At 36.2% G+C, this 19,854-nt stretch carries 13 protein-coding genes; 3 read left to right on the forward strand and 10 right to left on the reverse strand.

Annotated features, from left to right (window positions below; translation table 11 throughout):
• Position 1 precedes the first annotated feature (1 nt).
• Together ACIDC4_RS02585 and ACIDC4_RS02590 are read left to right on the forward strand one after the other, a co-directional pair.
• Positions 2–1,594 (forward strand): DUF6850 family outer membrane beta-barrel protein, encoded by a 1,593-nt coding sequence (locus ACIDC4_RS02585; protein ID WP_412044345.1) that lies wholly within the window; start codon positions 2–4, stop codon positions 1,592–1,594.
• 2 nt (positions 1,595–1,596) lie between these two features.
• Positions 1,597–2,736, forward strand: a complete 1,140-nt coding sequence (locus tag ACIDC4_RS02590; RefSeq protein WP_412044346.1) for a cytochrome-c peroxidase — start codon at positions 1,597–1,599, stop codon at positions 2,734–2,736.
• 195 nt (positions 2,737–2,931) lie between these two features.
• On the opposite strand, the gene ACIDC4_RS02595 is transcribed toward ACIDC4_RS02590, so the two are convergent.
• The 4 genes from ACIDC4_RS02595 to ACIDC4_RS02610 form a co-directional block, all read right to left on the reverse strand.
• Positions 2,932–3,339: a hypothetical protein gene (locus ACIDC4_RS02595; RefSeq protein WP_208683283.1), complete on the reverse strand. Its 408-nt coding sequence runs from the start codon at positions 3,337–3,339 to the stop codon at positions 2,932–2,934.
• Between the two features lie 115 nt (positions 3,340–3,454).
• Positions 3,455–4,474 (reverse strand): phenylalanine--tRNA ligase subunit alpha, encoded by a 1,020-nt coding sequence (gene pheS / locus ACIDC4_RS02600; RefSeq protein WP_230033678.1) that lies wholly within the window; start codon positions 4,472–4,474, stop codon positions 3,455–3,457.
• Between the two features lie 85 nt (positions 4,475–4,559).
• Positions 4,560–5,009, reverse strand: coding sequence for a hypothetical protein (locus tag ACIDC4_RS02605; RefSeq protein WP_412044347.1), 450 nt, complete (start codon positions 5,007–5,009; stop codon positions 4,560–4,562).
• Between the two features lie 192 nt (positions 5,010–5,201).
• Complete coding sequence (locus ACIDC4_RS02610) at positions 5,202–5,558, reverse strand: hypothetical protein (protein WP_029270935.1); 357 nt, start codon at positions 5,556–5,558, stop codon at positions 5,202–5,204.
• A gap of 391 nt (positions 5,559–5,949) precedes the next feature.
• Between ACIDC4_RS02610 and ACIDC4_RS02615 the strand changes: the two genes are divergently transcribed.
• A complete protein-coding gene (locus ACIDC4_RS02615; RefSeq protein ID WP_412044348.1) occupies positions 5,950–6,504 on the forward strand; it encodes a CvpA family protein in 555 nt (184 codons plus the stop codon).
• 603 nt (positions 6,505–7,107) lie between these two features.
• On the opposite strand, the gene ACIDC4_RS02620 is transcribed toward ACIDC4_RS02615, so the two are convergent.
• The 6 genes from ACIDC4_RS02620 to ACIDC4_RS02645 form a co-directional block, all read right to left on the reverse strand.
• Entirely contained in the window at positions 7,108–9,513 is a 2,406-nt protein-coding gene (locus ACIDC4_RS02620; protein WP_412044349.1) for a glycoside hydrolase family 95 protein, read from the reverse strand.
• Between the two features lie 395 nt (positions 9,514–9,908).
• Positions 9,909–11,858, reverse strand: a complete 1,950-nt coding sequence (locus ACIDC4_RS02625; protein WP_412044350.1) for a sialate O-acetylesterase — start codon at positions 11,856–11,858, stop codon at positions 9,909–9,911.
• A 104-nt stretch (positions 11,859–11,962) separates the two neighbouring features.
• The gene (locus ACIDC4_RS02630) at positions 11,963–13,474 is read right to left on the reverse strand and encodes a cellulase family glycosylhydrolase (RefSeq protein ID WP_412044351.1); all 1,512 of its coding nucleotides are present in this window, start codon (positions 13,472–13,474) and stop codon (positions 11,963–11,965) included.
• Between the two features lie 327 nt (positions 13,475–13,801).
• Positions 13,802–16,042, reverse strand: a complete 2,241-nt coding sequence (locus ACIDC4_RS02635) for a glycoside hydrolase family 3 C-terminal domain-containing protein (RefSeq protein ID WP_412044352.1) — start codon at positions 16,040–16,042, stop codon at positions 13,802–13,804.
• A gap of 45 nt (positions 16,043–16,087) precedes the next feature.
• Positions 16,088–17,665: a GH39 family glycosyl hydrolase gene (locus ACIDC4_RS02640; RefSeq protein WP_412044353.1), complete on the reverse strand. Its 1,578-nt coding sequence runs from the start codon at positions 17,663–17,665 to the stop codon at positions 16,088–16,090.
• 7 nt (positions 17,666–17,672) lie between these two features.
• Positions 17,673–19,829, reverse strand: coding sequence for a glycoside hydrolase family 3 C-terminal domain-containing protein (locus tag ACIDC4_RS02645; protein WP_412044354.1), 2,157 nt, complete (start codon positions 19,827–19,829; stop codon positions 17,673–17,675).
• Between the last annotated feature and the right edge of the window lie 25 nt (positions 19,830–19,854).

Consider the following 19,854-nt stretch of genomic DNA (forward strand, 5'->3'; position numbering starts at 1 on the left):
AATGAAAATCTATAAGATTAAAATAAACAACATTAAAAGTAATGCCCTGAAATACTGGGCATTACTTCTTTTGTTATTTTCTTTCGTTTTTACTGTCAATGCACAAGACACTATAAAAGTGCAAAATCATATTATTGACAATCAAATCAAAAATCAAATTTTCAGATATCCAATCGCATATACAACTCCAAATATTAAGGATTTTACATTTACTGAAGTTTCTTATGAACATCAGCAAAATGAATTTGCCCGAAAGCAAGTTGCAAACGAAATCAATACCTTTCAGTTTTTAGCGCAGGGATATTTTACAACAAAATCTAAATGGAAGTTATTTGGCGATCTTGCTATCAAAAAAGTACTGGAAAAAAATTTAGGATGGGTACTTACTGATGATCGTGCTGAAGAACAGGAAGTTATTACGCCGCATTATTTTTACGTTCCCAGAAAAGCCAATTGGGACAATCAAACTTATGCCTTGAGTGGAGGTTTTTCTAAAGATATTACCAATCATTTATCTGTCGCTGTGAAAGCCAATTATGGTGCAGAAAAATTTAGCAGGACTTTAGATGCCAGATCACAAATCACCAATAGAAAATTGGGAGGAGAAGCACAAATTGGTTATCAAATTTCAAAAAATCACAAAGCCTTTGTTTTAGGCAGCTATGCCCAAGATCAAAAAGATTTTAATTACACGTACAACAACCTCAGCCTAAACTATGAAGCATATCCCGAAACATACTTACGTTTTAATGCTGGTTACGGCAGAATACTGAATTCTTTTAAACATACCGAGTCTGGTTATTTATATAAAGATCTTATAGATAAAATTGGATTAGGTTATACATATACAAGTAAAAATTCAATATTCACTGCATTATATTACACCCAGAATTCAAACAATGTTTTTTATACTAGTTCTCTTGATTTAACAGAAAATGAAAGAATGAAAATAAAAACAAAAAGCAAGCATGCAGAATTGTTTGCTTTTCATAAGTGGAATAAAAAAGAAATTCAGTCTACTTTACAATTTGATCAAAGTGATGCGCGCAATTTTGATGTGCAAAGTAATGGTTATAACTATACCAATTCAATAAATAAAGTAAACTGGACAACCTCGCTTTCTAAAAAAACAGGTTCTAAAATAGATTATTTATTTGGCTTCAATATGCTTTATCAACAAAACGAATACAACGACATACTGGCAACAACTCATATTGAATTAAATTCATTGAATACCGGAATTTATACCAGTAAAGATTTTTCATTCAAAAAAAGCAAACTAAACTCGACTGTAAGTTTCAATATGTATTTCCCATTAGCATCATCTAAGCTAGATTATTACGATACTTCTGGCGGCACAAATGCCCGTTTTTTTGACGAAGTAATTATTTACGATTATGCAGTCAACACAACCAATTATTTTGCTCCTGCCTTACGTTTAGAATACAGTTATCCGGTAAAAAACAACAAAACAGTGGTTTTCTTTACCAATTTGAAAGAGAAAATAGCATTAAAAAAACAAAATGACTACAACGCCATTATCAATACCAATACTACTTATTGGATTCAATGTGGTGTACAATTAAATTATTAAAAATGAAAACAAAGTTTATTGCCATTGGCGTAATGGTATTATCACTTATTATCGTTTCTTATGCTAAGATTGACCCAACGCTTTCTATTTCTGAATTAAAGAGATTATACAGCAGCGGCGATTATCAAAAATGGCCAAAACCAGAAGTTGATTCGCTTGTTTACGCGCAGGGTTTTGAAGATATAGGAACTCTGGGCCAACCTGAATTTCCTGAAAACAATAAATACACCGAAGAAAAAGCAGCTTTAGGAAAAGTCCTTTTTTTTGATCCGAGGTTATCCAAATCGGGGCAAATTTCCTGTGCCAATTGCCATGATCCGGAATTAAATTGGGGAGATGCGAGAAGGGTTTCTTACGGAGAAGGAAGATTACAGGGTATTCGAAATTCTCCGAGTTTAATGAATATCGCTTATGCGAAAGTTTTCTTCTGGGACGGAAGAGCGGCAACGCTTGAAGATCAGGCAAGCTTTCCTATAAAAGATACCAAAGAAATGAACTTCCATATCGATCTGGCTACAAAAAGACTGAATAAAATAAAAGGATACAAACCTTATTTTCAAAAAGCATTTGGAAAAGAAAAACTAACTCAGACAGAAATTTTAAAAGCCATCGCCACTTTCGAAAGAACTTTAATAAGCCCAAAAAGCAGATTTGATAAATTTGTTGCAGGAGATTCTACTCAATTAACTAATAAAGAAGTTGAAGGTTTGCATTTATTCCGTACCAAAGCCCGTTGCATCAATTGCCATAATACGGCTACTTTCTCTGATAATAAATTCCACAATATTGGTTTAACGTATTACGGAAGAGAATATGAAGATTTAGGCAGATATAATGTAACCGGAAAAGCAGAAAATGTGGGGGAATTTAAAACCCAATCTTTAAGAGGAGTTGCACAAAATGCCCCTTATATGCACAATGGTTTATTCCCAAATTTACGTGGTGTTTTGAACATGTACAATGCCGGAATGCCTCAACCCAAAAGAAAAGAAAGCCAAGCAAACGATACATTATTCCCTACAACTTCCAGATTGATTCAAAAGTTACAATTGAAACAATCAGAATTAAATGCTTTGGAAGCTTTTATAGGTAGTTTATCAACCGGCGCTTATAAAATGAGACCACCGGAATTGCCGCAATAGTGGTTAGTTTTCAGTCGCAGTCGCAGTTTTCAGTTTCAATGTGAGTACTTGAAAAATAATAAAAAGAGTCCGGAAAATTATTTTCCGGACTCTTTTTATTTATAAATTATTCTAACTTTATAAGCTTGATAAAAATTGAGACTGAGACTGAGACTGAGACTGAGACTGAGACTGAGACTGAGACTAAAAACTAGCCTACTTCACCATCACCCCTTCAACAAAAAGAATCGGCACTTCTTCTGTATCGTTCTCATTGATTATGTTTGATTTGAAAATGAATTTCTTGTCATATAATTTATTATCAATGAAGAAAGTCACCATGAATTCGTTGTTTAGAACCAACAAACTTTTTTCGACCATTTCGATTTTTACTACCGAAACTGCGGGAACTTCTACAAATGCGTGACGTAAAACCGAAGTCTTTTTCATTTCGCCATCTATCGTTCCAAATGCTTTAGAAACGACCATCACGCTGTCAAGATTAAAGTCGCTGTCGTTTACTAGATAAGCGTACCAAACTTTTTCCATAAAATCGTCGCTCCATTCCTGAACAGCGGCAATAAATACGTTTTCTACTTCCGGGATTGTTATATCTGCTTTCATTTTTATTAAATTTTAAAACCTTTGTTAAAGTCTAAACTTCAACAAAGGTTTGTTGTATTAATGAGAATTATATCTTTCAAAAATTAATCTAAAATCTACAATCTAATTTCTAAAATTAAATATTGGCTTTGAATTGCTCTAAGAAACGAACGTCGTTTTCGTAAAACATACGGATATCGCCAATTTGGTACAATAACATTGCAATACGCTCTACTCCCATTCCGAAAGCAAAACCGTTGTATTCGTCCGGATTGATATCGCAATTTTTAAGAACGTTAGGATCTACCATTCCGCAACCTCCAATTTCTAACCAACCGGTTCCTTTTGTAATACGGTAATCGGTTTCGGTTTTCAGACCCCAATAAATGTCAATTTCGGCACTTGGTTCTGTAAAAGGGAAATATGACGGACGTAAACGAATCTTCGATTTTCCGAACATTTCTTTCGTAAAATAAAGCAGTGTTTGTTTCAAATCGGCAAACGATACGTCTTTGTCAATGTATAAACCTTCGACCTGGTGGAAAATACAGTGAGAACGTGACGAAATTGCTTCGTTACGAAATACACGTCCCGGAGAAATAGTACGAATTGGCGGTTTGTGATTTTCCATATAACGCACCTGAACAGATGATGTATGCGTACGCAACAACACATCAGGATTGGTCTGGATGAAAAATGTATCCTGCATATCACGCGCCGGATGGTATTCCGGTAAGTTCAATGCAGTAAAATTATGCCAGTCGTCTTCGATTTCCGGACCTTCGGAAACGTTGAAACCAATGTTGGCAAAAATATCTATAATTTGGTTTTTAACGATCGAAATAGGGTGACGCGAACCAATAATTACCGGTTCTGCTGCACGCGTTAAATCACCAAACATTCCTTTGACTTCCTGTTTGCTTTCAAGTTCTTCCTGTATAACACGAACTTTCTCTTCGGCAACAGCTTTTAAAGTATTTATAACTTGTCCGAAATCTTTTTTCTGATCGTTTGGAATATTTTTGAACTCTGAAAAAAGTTCTTTCAACAATCCTTTACTCCCCAAATATTTAATACGGAATTGCTCTAAGGATTCTTTATTTTTATCATTAAAGGCTTTAGCTTCCTCTATATGTTGTTTTATCTTGTCTATCATCGATCTTACTTTGAAGGTGCAAATTTAAGGATTTTGTTCTAAGTATGAGGTCTAAAATTTAAAGTTTCCTTTCAAATTCTTGAATCTATCTTATCAAACTAATTTTATGTTCTATTTGTTTGACTTTTTCCAGCCAAAAAGTTATTCCTTCGTCGTTTTTAATAATTTCTTTTTTATGTTTTGATGCTACTTTACCCAGTTCAGCCCAGCTTTTATTCCATTCTTTATCTCGCTCGATATTGTTTGCGGGTTCTGTTCTGGAACGCCAAAACTCTATATTTTTAAAGTATTTTTCTTTTAAATCTTCAAAATACTCAATTAGTTTTTCTTTAGAATTAGGAATATAACCCGGCCCGCTGCAGCCACAAGAATGAAAAGCGATTCCAACAGAATAGAGATTTTTCATATGTTCCCATTTTTTGAGATCATCTTTTTTGGGCGATTCAAAATCAAGTCCCATACTCGCCATTAAGTCCCCGCATTCCGGACATTTTGCTTCCTGAACTGATTGTTCGCCTCTTTGTATGTCATTCATCAATCTTCTTTTAAATGTCTTTCGACAATTAAAACAAGCATAATGTGGTTTATAAGAAACCATTGCATATCTACACATTTCTTTCTGGTTTTCAGTCGCAGTTTTCAGTCGCAGATTTTAGTCTCAGTTTACAGTCTCAGTTTGCAGTTTAATTGACACTGAAAAATGAGACTGCGACTGAAAACTAAAAAACTATTCAATAAGTTCTCTTTCTAAAAAATAATTCACAATGGCTTCTTTCATCAAAACCGATTGTTCTCCTGCTTTTAGTGGTGGTAATTCTTCTTTTACTTTGTAGTGTGGCCATCCTTCGGCATCAAAAAAATCGAATTCATAAAACCCATAAGGCTCTAATAATCGACAAATGGCGATGTGCATCAGGTTTAATTTTTCATCCTTTTTGAATTCACGGTGTACTTTTCCTAGTTCCTGAACTCCAATTAGGTAAATTATGGCATCTAAATCCAAGTCTTCTCCTTGCGAAAACTGATTAGATAGTATATCGACGAGCTTTTCCCATCGCTCTTTTAGTTGTGTATCTCTGGACATTTTATTTGTGGATTTTAGATTTTAGATTTCAGATTGAAGAACGATTTAAAGATTATTTAAACTTAATTTCTACTATCATAGCTCTAAAATTATTATCGCAAAGATAGGAAGTTCAAATCCAAAGACCTAAAATTAAAGATTTCTCATACATTATAAAATAAATGGGCCACGGATTTAGCGGGTTGAACGGATTAACACGGGTTTCTTTTTTTGCGCTGTAAATTCTTTCGCCATGTATAAGCAAAACCTCAGCCAATTGAAATAATATTAATCAGCGTTAATCTGCTAAATCCGTTTAATCTGTGGGCTATCAAAACTTACTCAAAAACTTTGCCCGCCGAAAGCAGATAATTCTTTTATATTTGCGCCTTAATTAAATGAAAACAGAACCATGAGTTTTTTTGATATTATTGTTGCCGCTCTTTTGGCTTTTAGTTTATATAAGGGAATCCAAAATGGCCTTTTTGTAGAAATCGCTTCTTTTATTTCGTTATTGTTGGGAATTTATATTGCGATTAAATTCTCTTCGTTTATGAAGGAACTCATCATGAAACATGTTTCCTGGAACCCGAACACAATACAGGTTACGGCTTTTATCCTGACTTTTATTCTGGTCGTAATTGGTGTGTATTTCTTAGCCAAAATCCTTACCGGAATTGCTGATTTTGCTTTTCTGGGATGGGCGAATAAATTGGGTGGAGGTTTTTTCAGAATTTTGAAAACGATCCTGATTATGAGTATTTTTATCGCCCTTTTTGAGAAAATGAACTTCAATGAAACGTTTGCTAAAAAAGAAACGCTCGATAAATATTATTTTTATAATCCAATAAAAAAAGTAGCGGCCTTTGTTTATCCTTCAATTGAGAAATGGTATGATACTTTTAAAGAAGAACATGCTAAAAGTTCTGAAGAGAAGTCTAATAAAACTACTACCGAAAAGGAATAATTAAATCGTCAGGCTGAGTCAAGTCGAAGCTCTTTATATAAAACAAGCCTTCGACTTCGCTCAGGATGACATCAGTTTTCAAAAGAAATTTATAACGGTATAACCATAGAACTCCATCGAGGTAAAATATAATATGTCGCTCCGATGGAGCTTGATTTACCGGACGTACAATTATTTGCTATAAATATGCCGCTCCTATGGAGCTTAAAATAGTAAATCCAACAATTCCAATCTCGAAGATCTATAAAAAAGAATAAATGCCTTTACAGCAAAACTTGACAGACTTTAAAAACCTGTCGGGTTTATTATTTTTGTTTTCAAAAGAAATTTAAGTCCCAGAGGGACGAAATATTTATAGAAATTTTTAATCCTATCAGCATAGAACCCCATCGGGGTGAAATATAATATGTCGCTCCGATGGAGCTGGATTTACCGGACGTACAATTATTTGCTATAAACATGCCACTCCTATGGAGCTTGAAAAAAGTAAATCCAACAATTCCAATCCCGAATATTTGTAAAAAACAATAAACGCCTTTATAGCGAAACCCGACAGGTTTTTAAAACCTGTCGGGTTTGACAAAGATTGCGTTTAGAACTATTTTACCAATTTACTTCTAGTTTTTCTCCTTTTTTCAAGGTGATATTTTGTTTTTTATCGCCAGAAATTAAAGTTGTTTTCCCTCCTAATTTAGAGGAAACCGTTACTTTCTTTAGGATTTTATTTTCCCAATTCATTTCGATTTCAAATCCGCCGCGGGCACAAATTCCTTTTACAGATCCTGTTTCCCAGGCGTCAGGTAAAGCAGGTAATAATCTGATTTCGTTTTCGTTTGATTGAACCAGCATTTCAGCAACGGCTGCGGCTCCTCCAAAATTTCCGTCGATTTGAAATGGCGGATGCGCGTCGAATAAATTTGGATAAGTTCCTCCGCCTCTTCTTGGTTTTTCGGTTTTCTTTCCGTCCGGATCTACGTAACGCAATAATTCGCGGAACATTTTATAGGCACGATTTCCGTCCCAAAGTCTTGCCCAAAGATTGATTCTCCAGCCTTTTGACCAACCTGTGGTTTCGTCGCCTTTTATTTCCAGAGTCTTTTTTGAAGCTGCGGCTAGATCAGGAGTTTTCTCTGGCGTGATATGATCTCCGGGGAAAAGTCCGAACAATTGCGATTGATGACGATGTTTAGGATCTTTATCTTCCCAATCGAAATACCATTCCTGCAAATTTCCTTTTTTGCCAATTTGATACGGATATAATTTTGAAAGCGCTGTTTCTAGTTTCCCTCTAAAATCGGTATCGGTATTTAAGGCTTTCGAAGCTTTTATCGTTTTATCGAAACATTCTCTTATCATGGCCAAATCAGCCGTTCCTCCGTACATGGTTGCACCAACAAAACCATCTGGTGTCAGGTATTGATTTTCGGGCGATGTGGATGGCGATGTGATTAGATTTCCGTTTTTATCGGTTACCATCCATCCTAAAAGAAATTCAGCAGAACCTTTCATTAACGGATAACCTTCATTTTTTAAATAGGCTTTATCTTGTGTAAAAATATAATGCTCCCAAATATGCGTGCTTAACCATGCGCCAGCGAGTGGCCAACAAGCCCACATTGGATCTTCTTTGCCAAATTGCCCAACGGGATTGGTCATTGCCCAAATATCAGAATTATGTGCCGCAGCCCAGCCTTTATCAACTCCGTAAAAAGTTTTTGCTGTAATTTTTCCGGTTACCGAAAGATTTTTTATGAAAGATAAAAGCGGCAAATGCATTTCTGAAAGATTGGTGTTTTCTGCCAGCCAATAGTTTTCTTCCAGATTGATATTCATGGTGTAATTACTACTCCAGGGCGGATTTAAATGCGGATTCCAAATGCCTTGTAAATTGGCCGGAACGCCCAAAGTTCTGGAACTGCTTATGAGCAAATAACGTCCGAAATTGAAATAGAGGATTTCGAGGTTTTTATCTTCTTTTCCGTCAGCGTAACGCAATAAGCGTTCGTCTGTTGGTAAATCCGGAGCGGTTGTTTTGCCTAAATCTAAAGTTACGCGATTATAGAATTTTTGATAATCTTTTGTATGGTTTTCTTTTAATTGATCGAATGATTTTGCATATGCTTTATTTAGGTTTTGCAAGGCAATTGATACATCGTCTAATCCTTCGGTTGCAGGGTTTTTGTCGAAACCATTAAAACTTGTCGCAACAGACACGTAAACATATGCTTCTGTGGCATCTTTTAAGCTTAAAAAGTCTCTGGAACTTGTCACTTTTCCATCTGTTTTTTTAATTTGAATTAAAGTGGTAAATCTTGTTCCTCTGTCTTGTATTTTTTGATATTTTGGTACAATCTGATATCCTGCATTTTCATGAATTGGTGCAACTCCGGTCATTACCAGAATATTATTTCTTACCTCGACATTTGACTTTAGTAAACTTTTTAAATTAATGTCAAAATTTAAACCGCCTTTTATACTGCTCGTCAGTTTAATTACCATGATTTGGTCTGGTGCCGAAACAAAATATTCACGGGTGAATTTTATACCGTTTAATTCATAACTTACTTTTGATATTGCGTTCGAAATATCCAATTCTCTGCGATAATTTACAGCTTTTCCTTTTTCGGAATTATTGATTTCTAATGTTCCAAGCGGAGCATAAGATTCGGAATTTTTACCTTGAACTTTTTTATTTAATTCTTCGGCTAGTTTGTAGTTTTCGTTTTTGAGCGCTTCGCGAATGGCGGGAATGTTTTTGTAGGCTTCGGGATTCATATTGGCATTTACTGGCTCGCCTGACCAAAGCGTAATATCATTCAGGTAAATTTTATCTGAGTTTGCGCCGCCAAAAACAGTTGCTCCCATTTTTCCGTTTCCTAAAACTAAGCTTTCTTCAAAGAATTCTGCGGGTTGATTGTACCATAAAACATGACTTGATTGTGCCGTCATATTTGTACAGAAAGGGGTTAATAGTACAATGAAGAATATTTTTATGAGGTTTGATTTCATGTATTCTTTTTTGATTTTGAATTTCGTTTAAATATATGCCGTTCCTATGGAACTCTCTTTACGTTCCTGATTTTTTTATCAACGGATTAACATCCGTTGCTACAAATATGCCGTTCCTCCGGAACTTTTAAAAATCTCTATTTTTTTTATTTGTGCATCCTAACAGGTATTTTCAACCTGTTAGGTATTTAGATTTAACGTCTTTTACAAATTATACCTAACAGGTTGAAAATACCTGTTAGGATATTGAAACGCAATGTGTGTGCGTGAGGGATAGAGCTAAGCTACCGCAGTAGCAGTGAAAGCCCGACCGTATTTGCGAAAGGCGCACATAAGCGGTTTGTTAAGTAGCGCCTTTTGTAAATACGGTCACGCCCAAATGTCACACAAAAATATTATTTACTAACCTTATATATTTCATTTGCCGTAATCATTTCCCAATTGTCGGTTCTGAAAGGCGATGCGGGAAATTTTTCTTTATTGAAAAGATTGATTTCGGTATCGTCGTCTGCCCAGCCGTAATGAATAGCAACGGGATTTTTTACTTCGTTGTTGGAAACGATTATTTTGTTGTCTTTTATTATCGCTTTCGCGGAATGAAAAACTTTGTCGGCTCCGGCGATTTCGAATCCTTTTACGCTTTCTGAATTGTCCGGAGTTGATAATCCTGAACCGATATTATCGAAAGTAAGAATGATTTGGTTTCCTTTTATTTCCTGAGATTTAAAAGTTGGTCCGCTGTAAATTTGTTTTTTGCCGTAAACATTGTTTAGCGCGATTGCGGCCAAACGCAAACCAACGTCTTGTTTGTTTGTGGGGTGAATGTCTTTTGCGTTACCGATATCTGTGGTTACGACCATTCCTGTATTTTTTAATTTTAAAGTTTCTGATTGTGCTTCGCGAAGTTCTGCCCAACGGCTTCCGACTTTACTGTTTCCGTTGAACTCGTTGAAGGTTGATAATTGTACAAAATAGAAAGGAAAATCGCCTTGTTTGAATTTTGTTCGCCAATCGTTGATCATTAACGGAAATGCTTTTTTGTATTGTTTTGCTCTCCAGACATTAGCTTCGCCCTGATACCATAAAACGCCCTGAAACGCATACGGAACCAACGGATTGACCATTGCATTGTATAATAATGACGGATAACTGTTTGGTGAAACGGCAATTTTTACCTGTACGACATTGAATTTCCAAAGTCCTTCTACCGGTAAATTAGTGTCTTTAAACTGAATTTTAAGATCTGCCGGATCGCCGTAGATTCCGCCACCACCGGAATAATCTGCGATCCTTACTGAGATTACATTTTTGCCTTCTTTTAATGTTCCTGCTGGTATTTTATAAACTCTTAAGGCTTCCCAAATTTTATTGGTTCCAACTTCAACGCCGTTTACGTAGGTAATATCTTCATCGTCTACTTTTGAAAGATGTAAAACGGCTTCACTTTTGGCTTGATCGGCAGATAGCGTTATTGTTTTTCGCATCCAGACTACGCCGTCAATATTGCCTATTTGTTGGTTTTCCCATAAAGATGGAACTTTTATTTCGGGCCAGTTTTTATCATTAAAATTGAATGCTGCAAACTGGTTTTCGTTTTCCATCGAAACATCAAAACCCTGAACTTTCTTTATGTTATCTAAAACTGATTTTTTGTATACTTCAAAGACAGCATCTATATCCACCTGAGGTACATCGGCAATCATGCTTTTAAAGTCGTCGCTTTTTTCGAATGCTTCACGGCTTGTCCAGGTTTCTACATTGGTTCCGCCCCAGGAAGTATTTATGATTCCGATTGGGATTTTAAGTTCTGCATATAATTTTTTGGCAAAAAAGAAACCTGCTGCTGTAAAATCGCGAATATTTTCTTTGTTGGCAACCAACCATTTTCCGGCTTTAAGATCTTCTTTTGGAGTTCCGCTTAAATCCTGTGCTACGCCAAAATGGCGAATCATAGGATAATCAGCATCTGCCATTTCTTTATCAGCATTCATGGTTTTGTACATCTGGAATTCCATGTTCGATTGTCCGCTGCAAATCCATACTTCACCAACCAAAACATTTTTGATGACGATTTTGTTTTTTCCTGTAATAGATAATTCAAAAGGTCCACCAGCTTTTTCTGCAGATAGTTTTATCATCCATTTTCCGTCTTTATCGGCTTGGATGGTTTTGGTTTGTTTATTAAAATGAACTTCGACTTTTTCATTGGCATCTGCCCAACCCCAAACCGGAATTTCTTTGTTGCGCTGCAGTACCATTCCGTCAGAAAATAATAAAGGCATTCTAACATTGGCATTGGCCAAGATGCTGCACATTATAAAAAGAAAGATGATGTTTTTCTTCATTGTTTTTTTGTTTAAACCATATAAGTGATATAAGATAATTTAAGTTTTGCACGCAGCTTGTACTTATGTTTTCTTATATCACTTATGTGGTGAATTCATTATTTTTATTGTAATCCTTCGATCATTGCATTTAGTGCCTGAGTGTCGGAAACTGTATTATTGGCTCTATTAATGATTCCGAAACTGTTGTCTCCAAGACTTCCTTCATCCCAATAGAATGGCAATAGACCATTTGCTTTGGCTGTTTTTACCACTGTTTTTAAATAATAAGCTCTTGAATTTAGATGTAAAGTTAATGCATCGCCGGTTAAAGTGGTTCTGCGAATGGCACCAAATTCTCCTAGTAAAACTGGAATTCCTTTATCGACAAACTGGGTTTTCATTAATTTAAAGTATTTCTCTAAATCAGCTTCTTCTCCCCAAGTTGCATTTCGATCTGTATCTGTTGTCGAGTGATAACCTGTTCCCCAATAATAGAACATTTTTCCCCAGGTTTCGTCTTTGGTTAATCCGGCAAAATTCCATGGTGTATAGTAATGTACTTCGACCATCATACGATTTACTGCTGCATCTGTTGGTAAGATGGTCATTAACTTATTTGTTTTTTCGATATCTGTTGTTGGACCCTGAACTACTAATGTTCTGTAAGCGTTTTTACCTCCGGTCGAGCGAACTGCATCGATAAAAGTTTGGTGATAAGAGGTTAAAACTGCCATTTGTGCCGCATCTTCAACCGCTGGTTCATTAGCACTTGCAAAAAGTAAATGTTCGTCGAATCCGCGCAATTGTGTTGCAATTTGTTCCCAGAATGCTTTTTGTTTGGCATTGTTTTCTTCTTTTTTGGCTTCGGTGATATTGTTTTCTAACCAGCCACCATCCCAGTGAATGTTTACTACCACATACATATTATTGTCTATACAATATTGCACGACTTCTTTTACACGGTTGAGCCAATCTGCTTTGATTTTGGCTGTAGCCGAATTTTCTAAATACTGATTCCAAGAACACGGAATTCTTATCGCATTAAATCCACTTGCTTTTACAGCATCGATTAGTGCTTTGGTTACTTTTGGATTTCCCCAGGCGGTTTCTCCGTTAGTGGCTTCTAAAGTGTTACCAATGTTCCAGCCCAACTTAATTTTTGCTGCCAATTGCACTGCGGTACTTGACATTCCTGAAGCATCAGCCGCAATTGGGTTTGTGTTGTAACTTGGGTACAATCCTGTAACAGGATTTCCTGCTGCTTGCGAAACTGCAATTTGAATTGATGGGGCTTCAGCTGAGCTTAATGTTAAGGTTGCCGTTCTCGCCTCTTTAGTAGTGTTCTCTAAAGCTGTTATTTTTACGATAACAGTTCCTTTTACTCCTGATGTCTGGCTTAATTCTATCCAGTTTGCATTTGTACTCGTAATTGTCCAGGCCTGCACATTGGCAGTAACTTTTACAATAGATTCGTTGCCTTTGCCTAAAAAATCAATTTTATTGGTATCTGCAGTCAGCGTATTTTCTACCGGTGCCGGATCTGCTGCATCTTTGTCTGCACTACAAGCCCAGATAGTTAAGAAAGACAAACATAAAATGGCACTAAACAGGTAACTCTTAATAGTATTTTTCATTTGGTTTGGTTGGTTTAATAGTTAGTTTTTAAGTTTTATTCACGCAAAATCTTTTTTATTTATTAAAATAACCGTTGGTGTAATGCATAAAATTTAATTAAACACATAGAAACATAGATATTATGATTGTAAAAAAAAGTAAATCAAAAAGAAACTAGTTTCTCACACATAGTCCCGATAAATATCCTGCCATCTGGACCTAAACATAAAAATAAACACGAATTGCACTAATTACCACTAATTTTTGTTGGTGAAATTAATTTCACAAACTAAGCTAACTTTTAAAATTTGTGCAAATTCGTGCAATTTGTGTTACTATCTCACGTTTTATTTAATTGTTACAACAACCTCTTTTTTGATATCTCGGGAAGAATTTCCAAGTTTCAAAGTATATTTCCCTGGTTCAATCGTCCATTTTTTGGCAGCTACGTCATAGTAAGCCAACTCTTTTACCGGAACTTTGATGGTTACAGTATTAGAACTTCCTGATTTTACCAATGTTTTCTGGAAACCTTTTAATTCTTGTGCTGCACGTGTTATTTTAGAATCTGATTTTGAAGTGTATAACTGAACTACTTCTTTTCCATCTACTTTTCCTGTGTTTTTTACGTCTACAGAAACAGTAATTGTTTCGTTTTGTGCGTACGATTCTTTGTCTGTTTTTGCATTATCGAAAGCAAAAGTGGTGTATGACAATCCGTATCCGAAAGGGTATAATGGCGTAACATTTTTAGTATCAAACCAACGGTATCCTACCAAGATTCCTTCGGCATAGTTTACTGTTTTTCCTCCAGGGAAACTGTTTGTCGCATGTGCAGGAGAATCCATGATTTGTTTAGGCATTGTCCAAGGTAATTTTCCTGACGGATTTACTTTTCCTAAAATTACATCTGCCAAAGCATTTCCTCCTTCAGAACCGTTAAACCATGTCCATACTAGAGCTGACGTTTTTTTGCTTACTGCATCAATATCAAAAGGCGCACCGGCAACCATCACTACAATAGTTTTTGGGTTTACTGCCAATACTTTCTGAATTAATTCTTCTTGCCCGAATGGTAATTTTAAGTTTCTACGGTCAGAAGCTTCTGTTTCGTAATCACGGTTTGAACCTGCAAAAATGATCGCAACATCAGATTTTTTAGCGGTTTCTATTGCTTCCTGCAATTTAGCCGGATCTAACTGATCGATTGTTACCGGACCATTTGAGGTTATGTTTCCTAAATTTCCTTTGTTTTTTTCGTCGTAACGTTCTAAATATCCTTCGGCATAATTGATTTTTATTGACGATGGCAATCTGTTTTTTAAACCTTCAAGTGGTGTAACTTCTCTTTTTGTTTTTACTCCTGCACCAAATCCGCCAAGCGCATTTTTCTTTGTTGCATTGTTTCCAATTACAGCAATAGATTTTACTCCGTCTAATTTTAATGGTAGTGCGTTGTTGTCGTTTTTCAATAAAACGATGGCTTCCGCAGCAATTTTATAAGCATCCTGATAATGTGCTTCGGTTGCAATGCTTCCTTTTGCACGTTCTTTTCCTCCCATTGCTTTTACCTGAAACAAGGTGCGAAGGATTCTTTTTACGTGAACATCAATTTCTGCTTCTGAGATTTCTTTGTTTTTTGCGGCAGCTATTAATTTATCGGCAAGGAAAAATTCATTGAATGGTTTTGGAGTTCCCATTTCAATATCTAATCCGTTTTTAAGAGATTTTACTGTCGAATGCACCGCAGCCCAATCTGAAACGACAACGCCTTTGAATCCCCATTCGTCACGAAGGATTTTATTTAGCATATAATCGTTTTCACATAAATATTCTCCTCTAAATTTATTGTAAGCACCCATTACACTATACGCATGAGCCTCTTTTATAGAAGCTTCGAATGCCGGTAAATAAATTTCACGAAGTGTACGTTCGTCAATCTGAACATCGACAAAATCACGATTGGTTTCCTGATTGTTGGCTGCAAAGTGTTTTACACAAGCCATAACATCGTTGTCCTGTAAACCAACAATCAATGGCACTGCAATTTTTTTATTCAAAAACGGATCTTCAGACATATATTCATATGTTCTTCCTCCAAGCGGTGTTCTTACAATATTTATCGCTGGCGAAAGCAACATATCTTTATCACGTGCACGCATTTCCTGTCCTAAACTATTTCCGAAAGTGTATGCCATATCCGCATTCCAAGTTGCGGCTAAACCTCCCCCTGCCGGATAATAGGTAGCAAAGTCATTTGTTAATCCTGCCGGAGCCCAGTTGTCGCGTGAAATTTCTTCACGAACTCCTAGCGGTCCGTCGGCCATTTTAAGTTCAGGAATACCTAAACGTTTTACACCACCGGAAGTAAACATGCTGTTACCGTGCAACATTCCGATTTTTTCTTCCAATGTCATTTGAGCGACTAACTTGTCGATTTCGGCATCAAATTCTGATCCTATTTCTTTTCCCTGATACTCTTTTGCTTCACCTGAATCTGAGCTTGTTGTACTTTTTGCATCATTTTTACAAGATGTAAATACTGCAAAAGCTAATGCTGCTGATAGGTATATGATTTTGTTTTTCATGCTTAATAAATTTATTTTTAGTTCTTGATAGCTGTTTTTAATGAATTATTGTTTTACCAAATTGAACAAGACGACATCGTTCTCATTCATTTTATATACTTTACTGTAAGTTCCTTTTGCATTGATGGTTACTTTTTCTGTTGCGATCAAAGCGCCATTATTTTTTTCTTTTATCTTTTGAACTTGTTCACGATTTAACTGACTTGGTTTTCCCAAAGCCAGATAATCGGCGTAAGCGTCATTGACTTTATATCCTACTTTATATATTTCTAAAGTATAGTTTCCTTTTTGCAAACCATCAATTTCAATCTTTACGCTTCCTTTGGGTTGAGAGGGTAAATCTTTAATATAATACGATTGATTATTAACTGAATCTCCCGGATGTGTATTGGTAAAATCCCAAAACAGCAACTGAACATCTCCTTTTTTATTTTTAGTTACCCATGAAGAACTGTCTTTATTTTGAAGTTCTGTTTCGCCTAATTTATTTAGAAAGGCATAAGAGAAATAGGCGGGTTTTTTGATTCCCTGCGTATTCAATAATCCGAAACCTCCGTGAAAAGGCGTGAATCTTGGACCCGGTTCTTCAAAAATATCGGTAAAAACCCAATACGACATCGAGTTTGCAGCATTGCCAACTTGTTTTAGCTTTTGCAAAATATACGCTGCTGAATGGTAACTGTCGTGAACAGGATCTGCCGGAGTATAGGAAGAACTCCATTCTGTATAATGCAATTCAAGATTTGGCTTAGCCGAATTTGAAATTTGTTTGCGTGAATTGATTACATCTCCGCTTATACTCGATTCTTCTTTATTAAGAACAGTTCCTGTAGTCCCAAATTCGTCTAGAAATCCTTGTTTTACGCCATAAGTATGTGTCGAAATAAAATCTAACGGCACATTATTCTTCGCACAGAAATCTATTGTTTCCGGAACCCAAGCTGCTCCCGCCGTTGCTGGTCCGCCCACTTTGTATGCAGGATTTACAGATTTTATACCGCGTGCTGCATATTCATATAATTTGAAATATTCTGCCTGAGTTCCTGTCCAGAAACCCGGTGTTAAATTAGGTTCGTTCCAAACTTCAAAATACCATGTTTTTACTTCTTCGGCTCCGTAACGTTCTGTGAAATGTTGGGTTAAATTTCGAATTAAATCTTCCCACTTTTTATAATCTTTTGGAGGAGTTACATTTCCTTTCCACCAAAAAATAGTCTGACTTCCGCTTGCTAATGCATTAGGCATAAAACCTAGTTCTACAAAAGGTTTTATTTTAATACTTAAAAGAAAATCATACAAAGCATCAATATATTGGTAATTGTATTCGGGATTTCCTTTTGAATCTTCTCTGTAAACCGCCATATCATCAGACAATAAACCATGCATTCTGATGTATTTAAAATCACATTCTTTTTTGGTCATGGCCAATTGCTGTTGCCAGTCGGCGCGCAGGCCTTCGTTTGCTCTTCCGGCACCAATACATTCTTTGAACATGGTGTTTAAAGCGCCCGAAGTTTTGTTGTAATCTACCTTTATGATTCTGTTTTGAGCATTATTTTGTCCAAACAATTGAATATTTGTCAGACAAAATAAGATATAGAGTAGTATTAAATTTCTTTTCATCATAATATTATTTGACAGTTATATTTTTATTGAGAAGAATAGCATCCGAAGCACTTCCTACTTGAATCTCAATTGCATTATTTTCGAGTTCGAATTGTTGTTTGGCTGTATTCCAATATTCTAAATCTTTAGCTTTTAAAATTAAAGAAACATTCCTGGTCTCTCCGGCTTTAAAGAAAACTCTCTGAAATGCTTTTAGTTCTTTTTGGGCACGTTCTACTTTTGAATTTAATTGTTTTACATACAACTGAACAACTTCGTCTCCATCTTTGGTTCCTGTATTGGTAATAGAAACGGTAACTTTTAATTCTCCATTTTTCGGAATGGTTTCAGAATTGGTTTCAACCGAATTGTATTTGAAAGTAGTATAACTCAATCCGTGACCAAAAGCATATAAGGGTTTGCCTTTAAAATACATATACGTTCTGCCATTGCGGATATTATAATCTAATAATTCAGGTAAATCGGTAATGTCTTTTACCCAGGTTTGCGTTAATCGTCCGGCGGGATTATAATCTCCAAATAAAACATCGGCCAAAGCCGTTCCGGTTTCCTGACTGTTTTGTGTCATGTGTACAATTGCCGGAATGTGTTCTTGTGTCCAGTTTATGGCGTATGGAAAACTGCTAATCAGGGCAACAACAGTTTTAGGATTGGCCTGATGCACAACTTTAATTAAGTCTTCTTGTTCTAAAGTCAATGATTGACGATCCACGGCTTCTTTTCCTTCACTCGGAACGGGGCAATTTGCCCAACCGGCGTTACAAACCGGATGATTTCCAACGATAACAATTACAGCATCTGCTTTTTTAGCAATTTCTGCTGCTTTGCCGTCGATGTTGTTTTTAGCGTAAAGGATTTCAACGTTGCTTCCCAATTTATTTTTAATTCCCTGTAAAGGAGAAATTGTATACGGAGGAGTTCCGCTGTACCAATCCAGCAATACTTCATCAGCACGAGGTCCGATTACGGCAATTGTTTTTAGTTTCTCTTTTTGTAAAGGCAATAATCCCGAATCATTTTTAAGTAATACAATCGATTTTTGAGTGGCTTCTAAAGCGATTTTTTTATGCGCTTCGGTTTTCCACGGATCAATGGTATCTTTTTCTGTTCCAATTTTAGAATATGGATTTTCATCTGAAACATCCAACATCCCAAGTTTGATCATGACTCTGTAATTACCGCGAATAACAGCATCAATATCTTTTTCTTTTAAATATCCATGCGAAAGTGCTCCGTAAACGCCTTCGATATATTCATCTAAAAACTGATTGATTCCTGCTTTTACCGCAGCTTCAGCACCAAGATATTGATTGTCGTAATATTTATGATCTGAAAGTAATAATTTGAATGCGCCTCCATCGGTGCAAATAATTCCGTTTTGTCCCCATTCTTTTTGGGTAATATTTTTAAGCATCGGATGTACCATTGCCGGAATTCCGTTTACTTTATTATAGGCCGCCATATACGCTCGCGAGCCGCCTTCGACAACGCCCATATAAAAAGGCAAAGCATAATATTCACGCCACAATCTTTCGTCAAAATCAGACGATGTATAGGTTCTGCCATCTTCATTACTGTTGGCCAGAAAATGTTTCATTAACGAAGCTGTTTGCCAATATTTTGGGTTATTTCCCTGCAATCCTTTTACAAAAGCAACGGTCATTTTTCCGTTAAAAAAAGCATCTTCGCCATAACTTTCTTCGGTACGACCCCAACGCGGATCTCTTGCGATATCTGCATTTGGAGCGCGAACGACTAATCCGCCGCGATGGTATTTCTGGAATGCATAACGTGTTTCGTAACCTTCAACTTGTGCTACTTTTTGAAGCAAATCAACATCCCAGGTTTCTCCTAAACCGTAAGCTTGAGGAAAAGTGGTGGTTGTAACGGGTTGTTTGTTTTTTCCGCCCCATTCTCCCGGTCCGCCAAGTGCCAAACCATGCAATCCTTCTACATGTCCTGTTCCTGTAACGCCTAATCTTTTTATCGACGGATTCGTGCTTAGAGCCTGAACTTTTTCATCCAGGGTCATCAATGATAACAAATTATCAATACGCTTTTCAGTATCTAATTTAGGATCCTGAAAAGGATATTGCTTTTGTTGTGATAACACCAAATTGACCGACAAAAGAAAAACAATATGCAGGGTGAGGTTTTTCATTTAAAAAAATTGTGGTTATTAAACC

The organism is Flavobacterium sp. C3NV (genome assembly GCF_046825355.2).
GTDB lineage: Bacteria > Bacteroidota > Bacteroidia > Flavobacteriales > Flavobacteriaceae > Flavobacterium.